Annotated in this window: 21 protein-coding genes; 17 read left to right on the top strand and 4 right to left on the bottom strand. The window is 72.3% G+C overall.

Annotated elements, in window-relative coordinates; translation table 11 throughout:
• Positions 1-77 precede the first annotated feature (77 nt).
• Positions 78-1,250 (bottom strand): o-succinylbenzoate--CoA ligase, encoded by a 1,173-nt coding sequence (gene menE, locus ACWDY5_RS04630; RefSeq protein WP_449720942.1) that lies wholly within the window; start codon positions 1,248-1,250, stop codon positions 78-80.
• An 18-nt stretch (positions 1,251-1,268) separates the two neighbouring features.
• Here menE and menB point away from each other — a divergent pair, with 18 nt between their 5' ends.
• The 3 genes from menB (at position 1,269) to ACWDY5_RS04615 (ending at position 5,573) form a co-directional block, all read left to right on the top strand.
• Complete coding sequence (gene menB / locus ACWDY5_RS04625; RefSeq protein WP_449720941.1) at positions 1,269-2,138, top strand: 1,4-dihydroxy-2-naphthoyl-CoA synthase; 870 nt, start codon at positions 1,269-1,271, stop codon at positions 2,136-2,138.
• Positions 2,135-3,916 (top strand): 2-succinyl-5-enolpyruvyl-6-hydroxy-3-cyclohexene-1-carboxylic-acid synthase, encoded by a 1,782-nt coding sequence (menD, locus tag ACWDY5_RS04620; RefSeq protein WP_449720940.1) that lies wholly within the window; start codon positions 2,135-2,137, stop codon positions 3,914-3,916. The genes menB and menD overlap by 4 nt, the downstream gene beginning before the upstream one ends.
• A 133-nt stretch (positions 3,917-4,049) precedes the next feature.
• On the top strand, positions 4,050-5,573 hold the full coding sequence (locus ACWDY5_RS04615; RefSeq protein WP_449720939.1) for a M1 family metallopeptidase: 1,524 nt from the start codon (positions 4,050-4,052) through the stop codon (positions 5,571-5,573).
• A 54-nt stretch (positions 5,574-5,627) separates the two neighbouring features.
• Here the strand turns inward: ACWDY5_RS04615 and ACWDY5_RS04610 are convergent, their stop codons facing one another.
• Positions 5,628-6,863, bottom strand: coding sequence for an isochorismate synthase (locus ACWDY5_RS04610; protein ID WP_449720938.1), 1,236 nt, complete (start codon positions 6,861-6,863; stop codon positions 5,628-5,630).
• Positions 6,864-6,916: 53 nt separating this feature from the next.
• On the opposite strand from ACWDY5_RS04610, the gene ACWDY5_RS04605 reads away from it, so the two are divergent.
• From ACWDY5_RS04605 to ACWDY5_RS04565, 9 genes are all read left to right on the top strand, one after another.
• On the top strand, positions 6,917-7,387 hold the full coding sequence (locus tag ACWDY5_RS04605) for a DUF3592 domain-containing protein (protein ID WP_449720937.1): 471 nt from the start codon (positions 6,917-6,919) through the stop codon (positions 7,385-7,387).
• Positions 7,388-7,462: 75 nt separating this feature from the next.
• A complete protein-coding gene (gene paaA, locus ACWDY5_RS04600) occupies positions 7,463-8,416 on the top strand; it encodes a 1,2-phenylacetyl-CoA epoxidase subunit PaaA (RefSeq protein WP_449720936.1) in 954 nt (317 codons plus the stop codon).
• The gene (gene paaB / locus ACWDY5_RS04595; protein ID WP_086783046.1) at positions 8,416-8,709 is read left to right on the top strand and encodes a 1,2-phenylacetyl-CoA epoxidase subunit PaaB; all 294 of its coding nucleotides are present in this window, start codon (positions 8,416-8,418) and stop codon (positions 8,707-8,709) included. The genes paaA and paaB overlap by 1 nt, the downstream gene beginning before the upstream one ends.
• Before the next feature lie 7 nt (positions 8,710-8,716).
• Positions 8,717-9,601 (top strand): 1,2-phenylacetyl-CoA epoxidase subunit PaaC, encoded by an 885-nt coding sequence (paaC, locus tag ACWDY5_RS04590; RefSeq protein WP_449720935.1) that lies wholly within the window; start codon positions 8,717-8,719, stop codon positions 9,599-9,601.
• 5 nt (positions 9,602-9,606) lie between these two features.
• Positions 9,607-10,113: a 1,2-phenylacetyl-CoA epoxidase subunit PaaD gene (gene paaD, locus ACWDY5_RS04585; RefSeq protein WP_449720934.1), complete on the top strand. Its 507-nt coding sequence runs from the start codon at positions 9,607-9,609 to the stop codon at positions 10,111-10,113.
• A complete protein-coding gene (gene paaE / locus ACWDY5_RS04580) occupies positions 10,113-11,198 on the top strand; it encodes a 1,2-phenylacetyl-CoA epoxidase subunit PaaE (protein WP_449720933.1) in 1,086 nt (361 codons plus the stop codon). The genes paaD and paaE overlap by 1 nt, the downstream gene beginning before the upstream one ends.
• A gap of 28 nt (positions 11,199-11,226) precedes the next feature.
• The gene (locus ACWDY5_RS04575; RefSeq protein ID WP_449720932.1) at positions 11,227-11,943 is read left to right on the top strand and encodes a hypothetical protein; all 717 of its coding nucleotides are present in this window, start codon (positions 11,227-11,229) and stop codon (positions 11,941-11,943) included.
• A complete protein-coding gene (locus ACWDY5_RS04570; RefSeq protein WP_449720931.1) occupies positions 11,936-12,610 on the top strand; it encodes a hypothetical protein in 675 nt (224 codons plus the stop codon). Before ACWDY5_RS04575 ends, ACWDY5_RS04570 begins: the two co-directional genes overlap by 8 nt.
• 111 nt (positions 12,611-12,721) lie before the next feature.
• Complete coding sequence (locus ACWDY5_RS04565; protein ID WP_449720930.1) at positions 12,722-13,810, top strand: hypothetical protein; 1,089 nt, start codon at positions 12,722-12,724, stop codon at positions 13,808-13,810.
• Here ACWDY5_RS04565 and ACWDY5_RS04560 read toward each other — a convergent pair.
• Positions 13,807-14,529, bottom strand: a complete 723-nt coding sequence (locus ACWDY5_RS04560) for a hypothetical protein (protein WP_449720929.1) — start codon at positions 14,527-14,529, stop codon at positions 13,807-13,809. The two genes, ACWDY5_RS04565 and ACWDY5_RS04560, sit on opposite strands and share 4 nt — an antisense overlap.
• 81 nt (positions 14,530-14,610) lie before the next feature.
• Here ACWDY5_RS04560 and ACWDY5_RS04555 point away from each other — a divergent pair, with 81 nt between their 5' ends.
• Together ACWDY5_RS04555 and ACWDY5_RS04550 are read left to right on the top strand one after the other, a co-directional pair.
• Complete coding sequence (locus ACWDY5_RS04555; RefSeq protein WP_449720928.1) at positions 14,611-14,910, top strand: hypothetical protein; 300 nt, start codon at positions 14,611-14,613, stop codon at positions 14,908-14,910.
• The gene (locus ACWDY5_RS04550) at positions 14,907-16,622 is read left to right on the top strand and encodes a hypothetical protein (protein WP_449720927.1); all 1,716 of its coding nucleotides are present in this window, start codon (positions 14,907-14,909) and stop codon (positions 16,620-16,622) included. Before ACWDY5_RS04555 ends, ACWDY5_RS04550 begins: the two co-directional genes overlap by 4 nt.
• Here ACWDY5_RS04550 and ACWDY5_RS04545 read toward each other — a convergent pair.
• Positions 16,603-17,445 (bottom strand): inositol monophosphatase family protein, encoded by an 843-nt coding sequence (locus ACWDY5_RS04545; RefSeq protein WP_449720926.1) that lies wholly within the window; start codon positions 17,443-17,445, stop codon positions 16,603-16,605. The two genes, ACWDY5_RS04550 and ACWDY5_RS04545, sit on opposite strands and share 20 nt — an antisense overlap.
• Before the next feature lie 323 nt (positions 17,446-17,768).
• Between ACWDY5_RS04545 and ACWDY5_RS04540 the strand changes: the two genes are divergently transcribed.
• The 3 genes from ACWDY5_RS04540 to ACWDY5_RS04530 all read left to right on the top strand — a co-directional run bounded on the left by ACWDY5_RS04540 (position 17,769) and on the right by ACWDY5_RS04530 (position 20,870).
• The gene (locus ACWDY5_RS04540; protein WP_449720925.1) at positions 17,769-18,851 is read left to right on the top strand and encodes a glycosyltransferase family 4 protein; all 1,083 of its coding nucleotides are present in this window, start codon (positions 17,769-17,771) and stop codon (positions 18,849-18,851) included.
• 46 nt (positions 18,852-18,897) lie between these two features.
• Entirely contained in the window at positions 18,898-20,010 is a 1,113-nt protein-coding gene (locus tag ACWDY5_RS04535) for a glycosyltransferase (protein ID WP_449720924.1), read from the top strand.
• Positions 20,011-20,186: 176 nt separating this feature from the next.
• Positions 20,187-20,870, top strand: a complete 684-nt coding sequence (locus ACWDY5_RS04530; RefSeq protein ID WP_449720923.1) for a demethylmenaquinone methyltransferase — start codon at positions 20,187-20,189, stop codon at positions 20,868-20,870.
• Positions 20,871-20,941: the final 71 nt, after the last annotated feature.

Below are 20,941 nucleotides of genomic sequence, written 5' to 3'. Positions count from 1 at the left end.
CCAGACAGGGAAACCGGACATGTGGTGAGTTGTCAACGGATCGTATGAACTAGTTGAAACTTGGTAACCGGTTTGGCCTAGTCGGGTTCGGCCAGCAGCTCGCCCACCGCGCGCCGGTCGATCTTGCCTGGTCCGCGCAGGGGCAGCTCGGGCAGGAACACCACCCGGCGCGGCGCGCAGGCCCGGCCCGCGACCTCCCGGACCGCCTCGCGCAACCGCTCCGGCGCGGGCGGCTCGGTCCAGTCGGCAGGCACCACCGCGGCCGCGACCGCCTGGCCCCACTCCGGGTCCGGCACGCCGACCACGCAGGCCTCCAGCACGCCGGGGCAGTCCGTGAGCGCGCGCTCGACCAGCGCCGGTGGCACCTTCTCGCCACCGGTGATGATCACGTCGTCGGCCCGGCCGAGGATCTCCAGCCGCCCGTCCTCGGTGCAGCGGCCCAGGTCGCCGGTGCGGAACCAGCCGTCGGCGAACACCGCCGCGGTGGCCTCCGGGGCCAGCCGGTAGCCGTTGGCCAGCGTCGGACCGCCCAGCTCGACCGCGCCGCCCTCGGCCAGCCGGACCCTGGCCCCGGTCAGCGGCAGGCCGTCGTAGACGCAGCCGCCCGCGGTCTCGCTCATGCCATAGGTGGTGGTCACCGCCACGCCCTCGTCCCTGGCCGCGCGCAGCAGCGCCGGGGGTGTGGCCGCGCCGCCGACGATCACCGCGGCGAACCCGCGCAGCGCGGCCAGCGCCGCGCCGCCCTCGGCGACCAGGCGGGAGAGCTGGGTCGGCACCAGCGCGGTGTAGGCCCGGCCCTGCGCCAGCAGCGGCTCGGCGGCCGCGGCGAAGGCGGCCGGGCGGAAGCCGGTGGCGGAGTCGAGCACGCAGGGGTCGAAACCGGCCAGTAGGGACCGAGTGAGCACCTGCAGCCCGGCGATGTGGTGCACCGGCAGCGCGAGCAGCCAGCGGCCGGGACCGCCCAGTCGCTCGTGCGTGGCGGCCGCCGAGGCGCGCAGCGCGGCCTCGGTGAGCAGCACGCCCTTGGGCGTCCCGGTCGAGCCGGAGGTGGGCACGATCAGTGCCACACCGAGGTCTTGCTCACCCTCTTCCGGTCTAAGGGCGGCGGCCACCCGCTGTCCGGCCAGGCCAGGGGCCAGCGGCAACAGCGCCGGACCGCCGTCCAGCGCGGCGCGCAGGGCGTGGTGAGCATCACTAGCCGAGCCTGCGGTGTTGTCGCAGGTCAGGGTCAGAATCGGACGGCAGCGCATCGGGGTTAGCCTAATCTTGTGACCGCGACCGACCCCGCCCACTCCTCGATCGAGCTCGCTGCCGACTGGAAGTCGGATGGCGACTACCGGGACATCCGGTACGAGACCGCGGAGGGCATCGCCAAGATCACGATCAACCGGCCAGAGGTGCGCAACGCGTTCCGGCCGCAGACCCTGTTCGAGCTCTCCGACGCCTTCAACCGCGCGCGCGACGACGACCAGGTCGGCGTCATCATCCTCACCGGGCAGGGCGACCTGGCCTTCTGCTCCGGCGGTGACCAGCGCATCCGCGGCAACGACGGCTACATCGGCGAGGACGAGGTGGCCCAGAAGGGCATCGGCCGCCTGAACGTGCTCGACCTGCAGATCCAGATCCGCCGCACGCCCAAGCCGGTGATCGCCATGGTCGCCGGGTACGCCATCGGCGGCGGCCACGTGCTGCACATCGTCTGCGACCTGACCATCGCCGCGGACAACGCCAGGTTCGGCCAGACCGGCCCCAAGGTCGGTTCCTTCGACGGTGGCTACGGCTCCGGTCTGCTGGCCAGGATGGTCGGGCAGAAGAAGGCCCGTGAGATCTGGTACCTGTGCCGCCAGTACGACGCCCACCAGGCCGAGGCCATGGGCCTGGTCAACACGGTGGTGCCGCTGAAGGACCTGGAGAAGGAAACCGTGCAGTGGTGCCGCGAGATGCTCCAGCACTCGCCGCTGGCCCTGCGCATGCTCAAGGCCTCGCACAACGCCGCCGACGACGGCCTGGCCGGCATCCAGCAGCTCGCCGGTGATGCCACCCTGCTCTTCTACATGTCCGAAGAGGCGCAGGAAGGCCGCAACGCCTACACCGAGCGGCGCAAGCCCGACTTCGGGAAGTTCCCGAAGCGACCGTGAACCCTTCCACAGCGCAAGCCAGGGTCGTCGTTGACGAGTTGATCCGCAACGACGTGCGTCAGGTCGTGCTCTGCCCCGGCTCGCGCAACGCTCCGCTGTCCTTCGCTCTCTACGAGGCCGCGAAGGCAGGCAGGCTCACCCTGCACGTGCGCATCGACGAGCGCAGTGCGGGCTTCCTCGCCCTCGGCCTGGCCAAGGGACTGGCGCACCGGCCGCACCGGCGCGGGTTCGCCGCCGTGGTGTGCACCTCCGGCACCGCGGTGGCGAACCTGCACCCGGCGGTGCTGGAGGCGTACCACTCGGGCGCCGCGCTGCTGGTGGTCACCGCGGACCGGCCGCCGGAGGTCTACGGCACCGGGGCGAACCAGACCATCCAGCAGAACGGCGTCTACGGCGGCGCGGCCGGCACCATCGACTTCCCGGTGGCCGAGCGGCGGGCCGGGCAGAACGCGGTGTGGCGCGGGCTGGTCTGCCGCGCGGTGGTGCAGGCCGACACCGGCACCCCGGTGCACGTCAACATCCCGTTCCGGGAACCGCTGGTGCCGGACGGGGACCTCGCCGACTGGCCGGAACCGCTGGACGGGCGGCCGGAGTCCGAGCGCTGGACCTCGGTCAGCCCCGGCTTCGTCGGCACCGACCCGGTCGGCGGCGGCCCGATCTTCCACCTGCGGCCGCGCACCCTGGTCGTGGTGGGCGACGCGGACTCCGCCGCCGCGCACTCCGCCTGCGAGGTGGCGGCCAAGCTGGGCTGGCCGGTGATCACCGAACCGACCGCGATGGGCGGGCCAATGGCCTCCGGCGCGGTGGTGCTGCAACACGGTTCGCTGCTGCTCAACGCGGGCGAGCTGCCGGAGCAGCTGCGGCCGGACTCGGTGGTGGTGATCGGGCGGCCCACCCTCTCCCGGGGGGTGCAGAAGCTGCTCAAGACGGTGCCGGTGGTGCACGTGGTGCGCAACGGCGAGTCCTGGGCCGACCCGCAGCACGTGGCCACGCACGTCACCGGCTACCTCGGCCTGGACGACCTCAACTACCTGGCCATGGACATCGAGCAGGGCAGCCGCAACTGGGTGGAGACCTACCCCGGCGACCCGGACTGGCTGACCGACTGGCAGCAGGCCGACGCGCTGGCCTCCTCGGTGGTGGCGGAGCTGCTCGCCGGTGAGCAGTGGCCCACCGGGCTGCACGTGGCCCGCACGCTGATGAGCGAGCTGCCGGAGGACGCGGTGCTGTTCCTGGGCAGCTCCAACCCGGTGCGCGACATCGACCTGGTCGGCGCGCGCAGGCTCGGCCCAGTGGTGATCTCCAACCGCGGCGTGGCCGGTATCGACGGCAGCGTGTCCAGCGCGATCGGCGCGGTGCTCGGCGCGGTCAGCGCGGACAGCCGGGTCGGCCACGGCTACGCGCTGCTGGGCGACCTGACTTTCCTGCACGACCTCAACGGCCTGCTGCTCGGCCCGCTGGAGCAGCGGCCGGACCTGACCATCGTGGTGCTCAACGACGACGGCGGCGGCATCTTCTCCTTGCTGGAGCAGGGCGCGCCGGACCACTCGGACTCCTTCGAGCGGGTCTTCGGCACCCCGCACGGCTCGGATCTCGGCGCGCTGTGCGCTGGTTACGGCATCCGGTACCGGCTGGCGGCCGACGGGGCGGACTTCCGGGCGGCGCTGCGACCGGCGCCGGGCATCCAGGTGGTGGAGGTGCGCGCGGACCGGCAACGGCTGCGCGCCGTGCACGAGCTGTTGCGGACCAGGGTGCGGGCCGTGATCACCGCGTCCTGATCTCGTTCAGTTTTTCCGTTTCACCTCATCCCATGTCCTGGGCATACCGGTAACAGCCTGGTGCTGACCTGCGCATCTGACTATGTTCCAGCCTGCGCGATTACCTGCACGATCGCACTCAGGAGGGGCAACCATGCTTCGACGACACAGCCTCCGCGTGGCGGCGGCGACGGCAGCGGCCGTCGCGCTGCTCGCGTGGCCGGCGTCGGCTGGCATCGATTCGGCCGGTACTCCCGGCATCGGTGACGAGTACCACCCGAACGACGGCAACGGCGGATACGACGTCTCGCACTACGACATCCGCCTCAAGTACCAACCGGCCAGCGACACGCTCTCCGGCACCACGACCATCGTGGCCGCGCCGACCCAGGACCTGACCCGGTTCAACCTGGACTTCGCGCTGCCGGTGAAGTCGGTGCGGGTCAACGGGGCCAAGGCGAGCTTCACCCAGACGCCGGAGGCCGAGCTGGTGGTGACCCCGGCCCGCCTGGCGGCCAAGGGCTCGCTGCTGACCGTGGTGGTGGAGTACGAGGGCGTGCCCTCCACGGTCAAGATCAACGGCCAGACGCTGTGGAAGCGGACCTCCGACGGGGCGACCGCGATCAACGAGCCGCACATCGCGCGCTGGTGGTACCCGAGCAACGACCACCCCACGGACAAGGCGACCTTCGACATCAGCGTCGCGGTGCCCACCGGGGTGGAGGTGCTCTCCAACGGCTCGCTGAAGAGCCGGGCGGTGCAGCCGGGCGGCTGGACCCGCTGGAACTGGCGCTCCACCAAGCCGATGGCGACCTACCTGGCCTTCCTGACCATCGGCCAGTTCGAGATCCACCAGAGCACCGGGCACAAGGGCCAGCCGTTCATCACGGCCTACTCCGAGGGCCTCGGCGAGTTCGAGGGCGCGGCCAAGGCCTCGCTGGAGCGCACGCCCGAGGTGATCGAGTTCCTGGAGACCGTCTTCGGCGAGTGGCCGTTCGAGGCGCAGGGCGGGGTGGTGCCCAAGGAGGGCCTGACCTTCGCGCTGGAGAACCAGACCCGGCCGACCTACGCGACCGGCTTCTTCCGCAACGGCGTCAACGTCAACGTGGTGGTGCACGAGCTGGCGCACCAGTGGTTCGGCGACTCGGTGTCGGTGGCCAAGTGGCGCAACATCTGGCTGAACGAGGGCTTCGCCACCTACGCGCCCTGGCTGTGGTCGGAGCACAAGGGTGAGGGCACCGCGCAGGAGTGGTTCGACTTCACCTACGCGCGCTACCCGGAGAACGACCAGTTCTGGCAGGTCGTCGTCGGCGAGCCGGGCTCGGGCAACGAGTTCCACAACGCGGTGTACGACCGCGGCGCGATGGCCGTGCACGCGATCCGCAAGACCGTCGGCGACCAGGTCTTCTTCCAGACGGTGAAGACCTGGACCGAGAACAAGAAGTACGGCAACGCCACCATCGAGGAGTTCAAGGCGCTGGCCGAGGTGCTCTCCGGCAAGAAGCTGGACGAGGTCTTCAACACCTGGCTGTTCACCAAGGGCAAGCCGAAGCTCAACCCCGAGGTCTCCACTCAGGGCACCGAGCGCTCGGCCAAGGTGAAGGAGCCGAAGAACGCCAAGAAGGCGATCGAGAACCAGCAGATCCTGCACGACCTGTCCGCCCGCGCGGGCAAGTAGGTCCACAAAGGACGGCGGGACTCCCTTCTCCGCGAAGGGGGTCCCGCCGTTTCCTTATGCGCCTTCCAGTGCGTCCCGCACCGGAATCATCTTCGCCCGCGCCTCGGCCACCTCGGTGTCCGGATCGGAGTCGGCCACGATCCCGCACCCGGCGAACAGCCGCGCGGTGTTGCCGTCCAGCTGCGCGCACCGCAGCGCGATGCCCAGCTCCCCGTCGCCCGCGCCGTCGATCCAGCCCACCGGCCCGGCGTAGCGCCCCCGGTCCATGCCCTCCAGCTCGGCGATCAGCGCCACCGCGTCCGGCGTCGGCGTGCCGCCCACCGCCGCGGTCGGGTGCACCGCCTGCGCCAGCCGCAACAGCGACCCGTCGTCGTGCAGCCGGCCGCGCACGTCGGTGGACAGGTGCAGCACGTTGCGCAGCCGCAACACCTCCGGCGTGGCCGGGGCGTCCAGCTCGGCGCACAGCGGACCGAGGCAGTCCACGAAGGAGCGCACCGCGTACTCGTGCTCCTCCCGGTTCTTCGCCGAGGCCAGCAGTTCCGCGGCCAGCTCGTCCTCGGTAGCGCCCTCGCGCGGCCAGGTGGTCCCGGCCAGCACCCGGGAGGAGAACTCGGACCCGTTGCGTCGCAACAACAACTCCGGCGTCGCGCCGACCAGCCCGGCCACCGAGTAAGCCCAGCAGCTCGGATACCGGCGGGCCAGCCCGGCCAGCAGGAACCGGGGGTCGAACGGCTCGGCCGCGGTGGCCAGCAGGTCGTGCGCGAGCGCCACCTTGGCCAGCTCCCCGGCCCGCATCCGGGCCACCGCGGCCCGCACCGCCTCCCGGTACCGGGTCACCGGCAGCCGGCCCTCGGCGTAGCGCACCAGCCCCGGCCCGCGCACCGGCCGCACCGGGTCCCCGGCCACCTCGCCGATCTGTGTCCGCCAGACCCGCCCGTCCCGCTGCCCGACGATCACCCGCGGCACCACCAGCACCGATTCCTCAGGCCCATCCGCGAACGTCACGCTGACAAAGGCCACCGCCCCGGTCCCGGGCAGTCCCACCTCGTCCTCGACCGCCAGCGAGCCCCGCAGCTCCCGCCACCAGTCATCCGCCGCCGCGAACCGGTCCGGCCCGGCACAACGGAACTCGGCCGCGACTCCCCACCCGACCAGCCCGTCCCCCTCCCGCACCCAGGCGAGCACGTCATCGGAGTCGGGCAGCTGTCCGAGCAGGTCAACCCCGGCGGGAAGTTCCCGGGTGCGCACCCGCACGGCGCGCGCACTGCGGCGAGACGGAGCGAAGGTCACCCCAGCAGCGTATGGCCCGCGCCCGCCCGGCCGCGCGCACTAGAGTTCGTGCTGTGGCGGAGAACGCAGGACTACTGGACCGGCTGCGCCGTCGCGTGGCGACACTGCCCAAGCCGCGCAGGCTGCGCCGCACCTCGGTCGCGGTGCTGGCGGCCGCGAGCCTGATCACCCTGATGTGCGTGGTGCTCTTCGGCGCCATGCTGGTCAACGACTACAAGATCGGCAAACGCACCGGCACCGCCGTCGCCGAGGTCCAGGCCGTCACCTTCGGCCGCACCATCGTCCGCTACAACACCCCCGACGGCGCCATCCACAGCCCCAGCCGCGGCATCCTGTACCCGCAGGGCCTGGCCGAGGGCAACATGGTCCAGGTCGAGTACGACCTCAACGCCCCTGACGACCTGGTCCGCGTCGCGGGCAGGCACGCCTGGATGGGCATCTGGCCGATCATCGCGGTGATCGCGGGCGCGTGGGTGATCGCGTATCCCCTGGTTCGCTGGCTGGAGAAGCGCCGGCAAACCTGATGTGACACTTTCTTCCAACTTCGGCGATTCGGTGTAACATCGAGCGTGTTCCCGAACCGGCCGGAGGTGTCTGCCGTGCTCGAAACCGAACCGCCAGAGCTGGAAGCCGAGTTCACCGCCACGGTCACCGCGGACGGGCGGATCGAGCCGAGGGACTGGATGCCGGAGGCCTACCGGGCCACCCTGATCCGCCAGATCGCCCAGCACGCGCATTCGGAGATCATCGGGATGCAGCCGGAGGGCAACTGGATCAGCCGGGCGCCGAGCCTGCGGCGCAAGGCGATCCTGCTGGCCAAGGTGCAGGACGAGGCCGGTCATGGGCTGTACCTGTACGCGGCGGCGGCGACGCTGGGCGCGGACCGGACCGACCTGACCGAGAAGCTGATCAGCGGGCGGCAGAAGTACTCCTCGATCTTCAACTACCCCACGCTGACCTTCGCCGACGTCGGCGTGATCGGCTGGCTGGTGGACGGGGCGGCGATCTGCAACCAGGTGCCGCTGTGCCGCACCAGCTATGGGCCGTACGCCCGCGCGATGATCAGGGTCTGCAAGGAGGAGTCCTTCCATCAGCGGCAGGGCTACGAGCTGCTGATGACCATGATGCGGGGCAGCGAGAACCAGCGGCGGATGGTGCAGGAGGCGGTGGACCGCTGGTGGTGGCCGTCGCTGATGATGTTCGGGCCGCCGGATGACAGCTCGCCGAACACCGAGCGGTCCATGGCCTGGCGGATCAAGCGGCACACCAACGACGAGCTGCGGCAGAAGTTCGTGGACATGTCGGTGCCGCAGGCCGAGGCGCTCGGCGTCACCTTCCCCGACCCGGAGCTGCGCTGGAACGCCACGCGCGGGCACTACGACTTCGGCACGCCGGACTTCGCCGAGCTGATGCGGGTGGTCAAGGGCGACGGGCCGTGCAACGCCGAGCGGATCGAGCACCGGCGGCGGGCGCACGAGGACGGGGCCTGGGTGCGGGAGGCGGCCGCGGCCTACGCGGCCAAGCGGGCGGCACGGGCGAAGGGAGTCGCGTGATGGCAGAGGTGCGTTCCTCCTGGCCGCTGTGGGAGGTCTTCGTGCGTGGCCGGCGCGGGCTCAACCACGTGCACGTCGGCTCGCTGCACGCCCCGGACGCGGAGATGGCCGTGCGCAACGCGCGCGACCTCTACACCCGGCGCAACGAGGGCGTGAGCATCTGGGTGGTGCCGGCCGAGGCGATCACCGCCTCCAGCCCGGACGAGAAGGACCCGTTCTTCGCGCCCGCCGGGGACAAGGTGTACCGGCACCCGACCTTCTACGACATCCCCGACGGCGTCCCGCACCTGTGAGGCACTGATGTCCTTCGACAACGCCTACCAGGCACTCGCCGAGGAGCACGACGACGCCCGGTGGGCCTATGGTTCCGGCTTCCACGACGAGATGTCCACTGTGGACAGAGAGTTTCCGTCCACTGTGGACCGTCAGGACCTGTTCGGGTACGCGCTGATGCTCGGCGACGACGCGCTGGTGCTGTCCCAGCGCACCGCCGAGTGGTGCTCGAACGCGCCGGAGCTGGAAGAGGACGTGGCGCTGGCCAACATCGCGCTCGACCTGCTCGGCCAGGCCCGGCTGCTGCTGAGCCGGGCGGGCGAGGCCGAGGGCGCGGGCCGGGACGAGGACCGGCTGGCCTACTTCCGGGACGAGACCGAGTTCCGCAACGTCCGGCTGGTCGAGCAGCCCAACGGCGACTTCGCCCAGACCATCGCCCGCCTGCTGCTGTTCGCCACCGCCCGGCTGGCCCTGTTCACCAGGTTGTCCGCCTCGGCCGACCCGGTGCTCGCCGCGGTCGCGGCCAAGGGCGTCAAGGAGCTGGCCTACCACCGCGACCACGCGGCGCAGTGGACCCTCCGGCTCGGCGACGGCACCGAGGAGTCGCACCGGCGGATGCAGGACGGGCTGGACCGGATGTGGCCGTACCTGGCGGAGCTGTTCACCGCGCACCCGGTGGAGCTGCGGCTGGCCGAGGCCGGGGTCGCGGTGGACCCCGGCGAGCTGCGCGCGGAGGTGGACGCGGTGCTGGACCAGGTGCTCTCCGCGGCCACGCTGACCCGGCCAGAGGTGCTCCCGCTGGCCACCGTGGGCGGCCGGGCCGGGCGGGACGGCGTGCACTCCAAGCCGATGGGCTACCTGCTGGCCGAGATGCAGCACATCGCCCGCTCCCAGCCGGACGCGGTGTGGTGACCGCCATGGCACCGTCCACAGTAGAGCGAGCGCGCGCGGCGGCTGAAGCGGTGCTCGACCCCGAGCTGCCCGTGCTCACCCTGGCCGACCTCGGCGTGCTGCGCGAGGTCGCGGTCAGCGGCGACACCGTGCTGGTCACCATCACGCCCACCTACTCCGGCTGCCCCGCGCTGGAGGAGATGCGCGCCGACCTGCGCAGAGGCCTGCGCGAGGCCGGGTTCGAGCGGGTCGAGGTGCGCACCGTGCTCAGCCCGGCCTGGACCACCGACTGGATCAGCGAGGACGGCCGCCGCAAGCTCCTCGAGCACGGCATCGCGCCGCCCCAGCGGATCGGGCCCCGGCTGGCCGGACCGGTGCCGCTGCGGCTGGACCCGCCCAGCGCGGTGGTGCCCTGCCCGCGCTGCGGATCACGGGACACCGTCGAGCTGTCCCGGTTCTCCTCCACCGCGTGCAAGGCCCTGCGCAGCTGCTCGGCCTGCGCCGAACCCTTCGAGCACGTCAAGGAGATCTGATGGCCGCTCCGGCGATGTCGCGCCCTCGCGCGGCCTTCCACACCCTGGAGGTGGCCAGGGTCGACCAGTTGTGCGCGGACGCGGTCGCGGTCACCTTCGCGGTGCCCGAGGAGCTGGGCGCGGAGTTCGCCTTCCGGCCCGGCCAGTACCTGACCCTGCGCCGGCTCACCCCCGACGGCGTGGAGGAGCGGCGGTCCTACTCGATCTGCGCCCCGCGCGGGCGGGCCCCGCAGATCGGCGTGCGCAGGGTGGACGGCGGCCTGTTCTCCTCCTGGCTGGTGGACGAGGTCCGCGCGGGCGAGAAGATCGACGTGCTGCCGCCCTCCGGCGGGTTCAGCCCGACCGAGCTGGGCGGTCACCACGTGCTGCTGGCCGCGGGCTCTGGCATCACCCCGGTGCTGTCCATCGCGGCCACCCTGCTCGCCGACTGCCCGGACAGCCGGGTGACCCTGTTCTACGGCAACCGGCGCAGCGACACGGTGATGTTCGCCGAGGAGCTGGCCGACCTGAAGGACGCCTACCGCGGCCGTCTGCAGCTGGTGCACGTGCTCAGCCGGGAGCGCGGCGACGTGGAGCTGTTCGCCGGGCGGCTGGACGCCGAGCGGATCGGCAAGCTGCTGGACCTGCTGGTCCCGGTGCGCGAGGTGGCGCACTGGTGGCTGTGCGGGCCCTACGGCATGGTCACCGCGGCCCAGGACGTGCTGCTGGCCAGGCAGGTGCCCGTCGAGCGGGTGCACCAGGAGCTGTTCTACGTCGACGAGCCGCCGCCGGAGCTGGTCCGCGAAGAAGAGTCCATTGTGGACGGTGATGCGGCCGAGGTGGTGGTGCTGCTCGACGGCAGGGAGACCGTGCTCGCGCTGCCCAGGGACACCCCGATCCTGGACGCCGCGCAGCGGGTCCGCGCCGACCTGCCCTTCGCCTGCAAGGGCGGGGTCTGCGGCACCTGCCGGGCCAAGGTCACCGAGGGCGAGGTGCGGATGCGGCGCAACTTCGCGCTCGAGCCGCACGAGGTCGAGGCCGGGTTCGTGCTGACCTGCCAGGCCCTGCCGGTGACCGACACCGTGACGGTGGACTTCGACGCCTGAGCTTGCGGCAGGCCGTAAATTGGGGTGGGTGACCACCCTGCCTGGCATACCGGGCCTGCCCGAGCGCGGGCCACGCGCGCCGCTGGCCCGTGTGCGAGCCTCCTGGCTGTCCACCCCGACGGCGTTCGGCTCGCTGGCCGGGGTGGTGCTGACCCTGCTCGGCGCGTACCTGCTGCTGCCCGTGGACCCCGACCTGCCGGTGCTCCCGGTGCTGGTGCTGATCAGCCTGGCCGGCGGCGGGCTGGGCGCGCTGGCCGGGGCCACGCTCGGGCTGCTGCGCGCAGGTGGCCCGGTTGCCGAGGCGCTCCCGGAGCCCGCGCCGCAGCCGGTCGCGTTGCCGCGGCCCTCGATGGCCCGGCCCGCCGGATACCGCGCGCCACCGCCGGATGTCTGGACAACGATGTACGAGCAGTGCGCCGGTTCGCTGCGCCGGGTCGGGCACGCGGCCGAGGCGGTGCCCGAGTCCCCGGCCAAGGACTGGCTGGTCCGGATCCTGCGGACCATGCGCGCGGAGCTGGACGCGGCGCGGACGCTGGCCGAGACCGGGCGGCGGCTGCACGCCGGGCCCGAGCACCCGGCGCGGGTGCGGCTGGCCGCGGCGGTGGCCGAGTTCGCCGCGGCCGAACGGCACCTCGGCGGGATCATCGTGCGGCTGGCCGGCGCGCCCGGGCTGCATCGAGCGGGTGACGAACTGCGCATGCTGGAACAGCAGCTGCCCCTGTTGCGTCAGATCAACCATGACTGACCGGGATCCGCGCGGCCGCCAGCACAACCCGGTGCTGACCGGGTTCCTGATCGGCTACGGCGTGGTCTTCCTGCCCTTCCTGCTGCTCCTGATCATCAGCGGGTCCTTCGTCGGTGGCACCGCGGTCATCTCGATGTTCGCGCTGCTGTTCGGCCCAGCCATCATCGGCGGGCTGCCCGGACTGGTCATCGGCGGCGTGGTGATGGCGGTCAGCACGGTGGGGGAGCGCCGCCGCCCGGCGCTGCCGCCACCGCCGATGCCCGCGCACCGGCCGCTGCCGCCGCTGCCGCCGGTCAACGACGCCTGGTCCCGGCTGCTGGCCGACTGCGAGGGGCCGGTGTGGCGCTGCGACCAGGCCCTGGCCCAGGTGCCGCCCTCGCCCGCGCGGGACTGGCTCGGCCAGATCGTGGCCACCATGCGGGCCGAGCTGCCCACCGCGCGCTCGCTGGCCGAGACCGGCCGCCGCCTGCACCCGCCCCGGCAGCCCCGGCTCACCGAGCACCCGCTGTACCGGCGGCTGGTGGCCGCGGCCGCGGAGTTCTCGGCCACCGAGCGCCGGATCGGCGAGCTGATCACCCAGCTGATGGCCCAGCCCGACCTCAAGCGGGTGGACAGTCAGCTCCAGCTGCTCGAACAGCAGCTGCCGCACCTGCGTCAGGCGGACTGAGCCGTCGCCTGATCAGTTCGTTTCCCGGCGGCCGGGCTGGTCCCGCTGTTACCGTTCCGCCGAACGGGGGGAAGGACCAGACCGAGTGCGCCAGAGGACCCCATGTCAGCCATGTCCCGCCTCCTCCCCGGAGTCGTGTGCCTTGTCGCGGTGATCGCGGCGGGCTGCACCACCGCCATCCCCGGCACCCCGCAGGCCGCGCAGACGCCCAGCGGCGCGGCCCGGCCCACCAGCACCGCACGGCCGGGCGCGCCCGTGGAGTCGGACAAGTCCTCCGAGACCGCGGTCGCGCTGATGAAGAAGATCCAGGGAGCCGACATCTGCGCCCTGCACGACCAGGAGTTCCTGAAGAAGTTCGGCCCCAAGGTGGTCCTCAACCCCGGGCCGGGCTTCCACGGCTGCACCGGGATCGGCGGCACGCCCAACGCCGAGCACTTCTGGCTGTTCGAGCTCAAGGTGGGCGCGCCGTACGAGCCGAAGGACAAGGCCAAGGACAAGGCCGAGGACGTGGGCGGCCGCAAGGTCTACTTCCCCACCTTCAGCACCGGCGACAAGGACGACACCTGCCACGCCAAGATCCAGCTTGGCCAGACCGACTTCTCCGCCACCCTGCGTGCCCGGATGGTGCCCAACACCGGCAAGCCCGCGCCCTGGCCGGAGCGCTGCCAGCAGGCAGGCGCCTACCTGGCCCAGCTCGCGCCGAAGCTGGAGTCGCCGCCCGCGCGCGCCGCGGCCCCGGACAGCCGCCTGCTCGGCAAGGACCCGTGCGCCAAGAAGGACCAGCTCACCGCGCTGTACCCGGACTACCAGCCGCAGCGGGTGGACTACGTCAGCCCGTACGACTGCCGGATCTACCTGACCAGCCCCACTGAGCCGCTCAAGCTGCTGGTCAGCGTCAGCTGGGACCTCGACGACGAGCCGGAGGCCAACTCCAGCGGCGGCCTGCGCGCCGAGAAGATCACCATGGCCGACCTGCCGGGGGTCCGGGTGATGAGCGTGGACCAGGGCAAGGGTGGCCGCTGCCTGAACTCGATCACGGTGAAGCCGGGGCAGAAGGACGTGAAGTTCAGCGCCCACCTGGTCAAGGTGGAGGCCGACGTCTCGATCGACTTCAGCAAGCCGCCGAACGGCAAGCAGGTGCCGCCCGCCGACTGCGGCACGGTGAACCAGGCCACCGAGCAGGTGCTCGCCGGTCTCTAGGCCCCGCGATGGGTCAGTAGCCGGGCGTACCGGCGGGAGCGCAGGTCCAGGCGCTGCCGCCGGTTCAGCACCACGTGCAGGAACAGGGTCACCGCGCCGAGCAGCCCGCCCGCCGCCATCGGCGTGCCGTCCTCGGCCGCGGCGCCCAGCGCCAGCAGCAGCAGGCTCAGGCCGAGCCCGATCACCAAGGGCGCGTACCTGGTGCCGGGACTCCACACCCACGCCTGGTCCGCCTCGGCCTCCGCGCGCAGGTCCGCCGCGGCCTGGTTGAGCAGCGGATCCGCCAGGCCCAGCGCGGTGATCCGGTCGGCCAGCTCCCGGCAGGTCTCCGCCTGCCGCCGGGAGATGATCATCGGCGCGCCACCTCGAGTGTGCGCCCTGATCTCCAGGCTGTGCGCGTACAGCGCGAGGCCGAGGTGGAAGCGGGTCACCGGATCGCCCTGGTGCTGGGCGAACCGGGTCTCCATGATCGACAGGGCCGGCTGGGTGGCGCCGGTGGCCAGCAGCGCGACCACCTCGCCCAGCGCGGCGACCTCGTTGGCCGGGTCCTGGGCCAGCGCGGTGCGGTAGCCGGTCAGCGCGGCCTCGTGGTCCTGCGCCAGTGCCAGTTCGTCGGCGGTCAGCACCTGCTCGTCGGCAGGGGAGGAGCCGGGGGTCCGCAGTCCCCACTTGGCCCGCACGATGGTGCGCAGTCGGTCCGCCTGGACTTCGGTGGTCATGGGTGAAGTCTGGCGATAACGGTCGAATCTTCTGTGACCTATGACGCAGTGGGGCTGCGCCGCCGGGGCTAGCTTCCTCGAGTGCCTCCGAACGGAACCCCCAGGCAACTGAGTTCCTTGGCGCTGGGCGCGGTGCTCGCGCTCGGCTGGCTCACCGTCAGCGGTGGGGCGATCGCGCTGGTCACGCTGACCGGCGACAGTTACCAGGAATATCCCGTCGAACCGAGCTTCGAGCCCTCCGACACCCGTTTCCCGACCTACTTCCCCACCGCCCGCCCGACCACCCGCACGACCCGGCCCACCACCCGCCGCACCACGCCGACCACCACCGGCGAGACCACTACGACCGGCCCGTTCGGCGGATTCGGAGGAGAACGGTGACCGACACCGTGTTGCCCTGGCCCAGGACCGGGACCCGCCACGCGGCCAGGGCGCCGTGGCGGCAGGAGGACGAGACCACCCGCTACCTGTGCGCCGCTGCCCACCTGGACCAGGAGTTCGCCGACCAGGCGATCCGGGAGACCCTGGTCGAGCCGCTGCGCGCGGCCCCGCCGATGCCGGGGGTGAACGTGGGCGCGGTGCTGCGCGAGGCGGTGGCCGCCCGCACCCGCCGCCGGATCCGGGACGCGATCCTGCTGGTGTGCCTGCTCGGCGTGGTCTACACCGGTGGCTACCTGTTCATGCTGTGGCTGCTCTACGCCATCGCCTGGAGCTACCTCTCACCCCGGCACGCCGCGGGCCAGCGCTCCACCCTGCTGCGCGAGTGGAGCGGGGTGGTCAAGCTCCAGGTGGTGCGCCGGATCCGGCGCTGGGCGCTGATCCTGTTCCTGGTGCTGGCGGTGCTAGTGGTGGCCAACCAGTTCGCGCCACGGGAGGTCACCGGCTCCCGCCGTGCCCCGGACCCGACCGACATCGGTCTGCTGCCCTGGGTGTTCGTGCTGATCGCGCTGCTGGTGGTGCTCGCGGATGAGTTCCTGCTGGCCGCGCTGCTGAGCCGGAGTTTCCGCCCCGGCCCCGGTTTCCAGGCCGCGCCCGCCCAGGGCACCTGGCCCGGCGAACGCCTGGTCCGCAACCTCGGTTTCCCCCGGCTGCGCCGCGCGCTGGGCCGGTTCGAGGAGACCGAGCAGGACAGCGACGTGCTGGTCTACCGGGACTACCACCCCTTCGTCGGCAGCGGGGCGCCGTTCCAGCCCTGGTCCATCGCGCTGCCGCTGGACCCGGCGGGGGCGAGCAAGCCGGCCGGGTTCACCCTCGCCGAGCTGTACGACCAGGTCAGCACCGAACTGGCCAAGCTGGGCGGCTCCGCCTCGCTGTCCCCGGAACGCCGGCTGGGCGGCCTGACCCCGCGGCACCAGGTCGTGGTGGCCGCGGAGACCCTGCTGGACCACCTGCACGACGAGCGGGCCGGCTGGGTGCTGCCGGACGTGGACCGGCCGCCGGTGCGCACCCTGCCCGCGGAGATCGTCGCCGAGCTGCGCGAACGGCCACTGGAGTGGATGCGCTACTACCGCTGCTTCCAGGTGGAGACCTGGGACCGCAACCTGGTGGTCTCGATCTACCTGCACCTGGCCGCGGACGACAAGATGCTCTACCTGGAGTGGACCCCGTGCGTGCTGCGCCCGGTGGCCGAGCACTACCGGGTCGCCGACCGCCGCCCGGCCACCCCCTGGGCGCCGATCCGGCACGCCTTCGGCAGCCTGCTCAGCCTGCCGGTCACCGCGCCCCGCCGGATCCAGGCCCTGTTCCGCACCCTGCGGCCGATCCCGCAGCCGCACGGCATGCTGGTGCCGGACAAGTACGGCGCGGCCGCCAGCCTGCGCGAGCTGACCGCCGACGAGGACGTGGCCAACTACTTCCAGCGCAAGGACCTGGAGCGCTACCTGCAGCTGCTGGAGGCCAGGGCGTTCCGGGCCATCGGCGAGTTCCTCACCGCCCGCGGCATCTCCGTGGTCGAGTTCCAGGCCCGCGCCAACCAGGTGATCAACAACCACATCGACAACACCGGCGGCAGGCTGAACTTCGTCGGCGGCAACATGGACAGCTCGGTGCAGGCGGGCAGCGTCAGCGGCGGGGTCAGCCAGGGCGAGAAGTAGTTCCGGCCTGCCACCAGGACAGCACGTCGGCGGCCGCGGCCGGGGTGGCCACCAGCATCCCGTCCGCGGGCAGCGACCGCCGGCGCCCCTCCCGGTCCAGGATCACCGCGCCGGACTCCAGGGCCAGCGCGATCGACCCGGCCACGTCCCACTCGCGGTAGCTGTCCAGCACCGCGGCCACCGCGTGCCCCAGCGCCACCTGGGCCACCGCCAGCGCCGCCGAGCCGAGCACCCGCACCCCGGTGTGCGCCAGGACCGCGGCGGTGATGAACTCGCCCATCCCCGGCCAGGGCCCGGCCCTGGTCAGCTCCGCGCAGACGATGCCGCCGGAGACGCCCGCGTGCGGGTCCAGCCGGACCGGGGCGCCGTTGGCCCGGATGCCCCGGCCGCGGGCGGCGGCGTAGATCTGGCCGCGGTAGGGGTCGGCCACCACGCCGACCACCGGGCCCGCGCTGTCCATCAGGGCCAGGCTGTAGGCGCACCAGGGGATGCCGGCCACGTAGTTGGCGGTGCCGTCCACCGGGTCGACCAGCCAGCGGTACTCCGCGCCCGGCGGGTGCGCCTCGGCGCCGAACTCCTCGGCGATCACCGGGATGCCGGGGAACTCCCTGGCCAGCACCCGGCGGGTGTGCCGCTCCAAGGTGTGATCCGTGTCGGTCACCCAGTCGAAGGGATTGTCCCCGGCTTCCGGGTGCGCGCCGCGGCCCGCGGTGGCGGTGATCACGTCGGCGGCGTCGTTGGCCAGCCGGCCCGCCACCTCCAGCGCCCTGGACAAAAGCCCTGGTTCGACGGGGTGCGGAGGCGCTGGGGGCACGACGGTCATGCCGACCTAGCCTGACCGCGTACGGTGTCAGTGACGCGAAGCGAAGATGACGTGTCGGGGATCACCAGGTCAAGACTGCGGTTCGGCCCACGGCGCGCCGGAGTGGCGGGCACCCGCGACAAGGGTGAACATCCGTCTGCCGGGGTAGTCGGAAGGAGCTGAGCAGGCGAGGTGCGGCGGTCGTGAAGCAGGACAACGAGGAGTTCGACAACAGTTACGCGGCGCGTCACGCCCGTGTCGACCCACGGGCCGCGAGTGACGGCACCGTGAGTGCCGTGCGAGTCGCGATCGTGACCGAGAGCTTCCTTCCGCAGGTGAACGGCGTGACGAACTCCGTCATGCGAGTGCTCGAACACCTGCGCAGGTCGGGGCATGAGGCGCTGGTCATCGCGCCCGGCAACGGCGTCAACGAGTACTGCGGCTACCCGGTGGTCCGGGTGCCGGAGCTCCAGCTGCCCGTGCTGAAGGCCCAGCCCATCGGCTGGCCCAGCCGCAAGATCCTCAAGGCCCTGCAGGACTTCCGGCCGGACGTGGTGCACCTGGCCTCGCCGTTCGTGGTCGGCGCCCGCGGCCTGGTGGCCGCGCGCAAGCTGGGCATCCCGACGGTGGCGGTCTACCAGACCGACGTGGCCGGCTTCGCCACCTCCTACGGCCTCGGGCTCACCGCCCGCGCCGCCTGGAAGTGGACGAAGTGGCTGCACACCATGGCCGACCGCACCCTGGCCCCCTCCACCTGGGCCGTGCAGGCCCTGGAGGAGCACGGCATCCCGAGGGTGCACCGCTGGGCCCGGGGCGTGGACACGGTCCGCTTCAACCCCGGCAAGCGGGACGAGTCGCTGCGCGCCCGGCTGGCGCCCAACGGCGAGCTGCTGGTCGGCTACGTCGGCCGGGTCGCGCTGGAGAAGTGCGTCGACCGGCTGGCCCCGCTGCACGACATGCCGGGGGTGCAGGTCGTGGTGGTCGGCGACGGTCCCGAGCTGGGGCACATGCGCAAGCTGCTGCCGGACGCGCACTTCCTCGGCTTCCGCGGCGGCGAGGAGCTGGCCACCGCCTACGCCAGCCTGGACGTGTTCGTGCACACCGGCCCGTACGAGACCTTCTGCCAGGCGGTGCAGGAGGCGTTGTCCTCCGGCGTGCCCGCGCTGGCCCCGGACGCCGGCGGCCCGCGCGACCTGGTCACCCCCGGCCGCACCGGCTTCCTGCTGCCGCCCTTCGACGCGGACGCGCACGCCGAGGCGCTCTGTGCCGCGGTCAACACGCTGCGTGACCCGGTGCTGCGGGCCAAGTACGGCGCGGAGGCCCGGAAATCGGTGCTCCGCCGCACCTGGCCTGCCGTGTGTGACGAACTCCTCGGTCACTACGCCGAGGTCACATCCCTGCCCGAAGCGGACAGCCACGCCGCGTAGGGCACCCTGGAAGGGCTCAGCCCGACTACCAAGGACCGGTGCCCCGATGCGGATCGTGCAGCTGGCGAACTTCTACGGCCCGCGTTCGGGCGGCCTGCGCACCGCGCTGAACCACCTGGGCGCCGGGTACGTGGCCGCGGGGCACGAGGTGGTGCTGATCGTGCCCGGCCCGCGCCGGGACGACGAGCTGCTGCCCTCCGGCGTGCGGCGGATCACCCTGCCCGCGCCGAAGGTGCCGTTCATGGGCGGCTACCGGGTGGTCGACCCGCTGCGGGTGCAGTCGCTGCTGAGCAGGCTGCGGCCGGACCGGCTGGAGGTCTCCGACCGGATCACCCTGCGCGGCATGGGCCGCTGGGCCAGCAAGCGCGGGGTGCCCAACGTGGTGATCTCGCACGAGCGCTTCGACCGGCTGCTGGAGCAGTTCTTCCTGCCGGGTCCCGCCGCCCGCCGGGTCGCCGACTGGGCGAACACCCGGATGGCCGCCGGGTACGAGACCGTGGTGTGCACCACCGAGTTCGCCCGCGAGGAGTTCGACCGGATCGGCGCGGACAACGTGCTGCGGGTGCCGCTCGGGGTCGACCTGGACACCTTCACCCCGGCCAGGCACGACCCCGCCCTGCGCGCGGAACTGGCCGCCGGCGCGGAGAACCTGCTTGTCCACTGTGGACGGTTGTCGGTGGAGAAGCACGTGGAGCGCAGCGTGGACACCCTGGCCGAGCTGCACGAGTCCGGCCACGACGTGCGGCTGGTGATCGCCGGCGACGGCCCGCGCCGGGAGGCACTGGAACGCAGGGCCGCCGGGCTGCCGGTGACCTTCCTCGGCTTCGTCAACTCCCGCAACGACGTGGCCGACCTGCTGGCCACCTCGGACGTCTCGCTGGCCCCCGGCCCGCACGAGACCTTCGGCCTGGCCGCACTGGAGGCGCTGGCCTCCGGCACCCCGGTGGTGGTCTCCCAGTCCTCCGCGCTGCGCGAGATCGTCCGCCCGAACTGCGGCGCCGCCGTGCCCGACTACGCCCGCGCCTTCGCCGGCGCGGTCACCGCACTGCTGGACAAGCCGGAGGTCGGCCGCCGCGCCGCCGCCCGCGCCCGCGCCGAGCAGTTCCCGTGGCCGCGCGCGGTGGACGGGATGCTAGACGCGCTGCAAGTCAGCCGATAGGCAAGGGCCTGCCTGCGGAGCACCGCCCGCGATAGCCGCGCCGAGGCGGTCCCTGGTGACACAGCCGGACCACCCGAATACGCCCGGTATGAGGGCGGTCCGGCTGCGCCACCAGGAACCGCCTCGATCACGACTCTCGCAGGCGGTGCTCCGCAGGCAGGCCCTAGGCTGCCCCCATGGTCAGGGCTGGTTTGGACAAGAACCCGCGCGAAGTAGCCGAGATGTTCGACGGCGTCGCGCGGCGCTACGACTTCACCAACACGGTGCTCGCCATGGGCATGGACCGGCGCTGGCGGGCCAAGACCACCCGCGCGCTGGACCTGCGGCCGGGCGACCGGGTGCTGGACCTCGCGGCGGGCACCGCGACCTCCACCGCGGACCTGGCCAGCACCGGGGCCTGGTGCGTGGCCGCGGACTTCTCCTTCGGCATGCTGCAGCGCGGCAAGCGGCGCGGGCTGCCCATGGTGGCCGCCGACGGCCTGCGGCTGCCCTTCGCCGACGGGGTCTTCGACGCGGTCACCGTGTCCTTCGGGCTGCGCAACATGCAGGAGACCAGCGTCGCGCTGAGCGAGCTGGCCAGGGTCACCCGCTCCGGCGGGCGCCTGGTGATCTGTGAGTTCTCCCGGCCGACCTGGGGCCCGATGCGGCTGGGCTACCACACCTACCTGCGCGCCTTCCCGGTCATCGCGCGCCGGTTCTCCTCCAACACCGACGCCTACGCCTACCTGGCCGAGTCGATCAAGGCCTGGCCGGACCAGCGCGAGCTGGCCGAGCTGATCGCGGGCGCCGGCTGGGAGGACGTGGCCTGGCGCAACCTCACCGGTGGCGTGGTCGCCCTGCACCGCGCAGTGAAGCCCTGACCACCGACTACACTCCGACTTGGGACTTCGTGAAGAAGTTCACAAGCTCGCCCCGATGACTGAGGAGCCTC

Source organism: Crossiella sp. NPDC003009, assembly GCF_053591555.1.
Note: the sequence above shows the minus strand (reverse complement) of the source record. Positions and strands in the feature narration are given on the sequence as shown.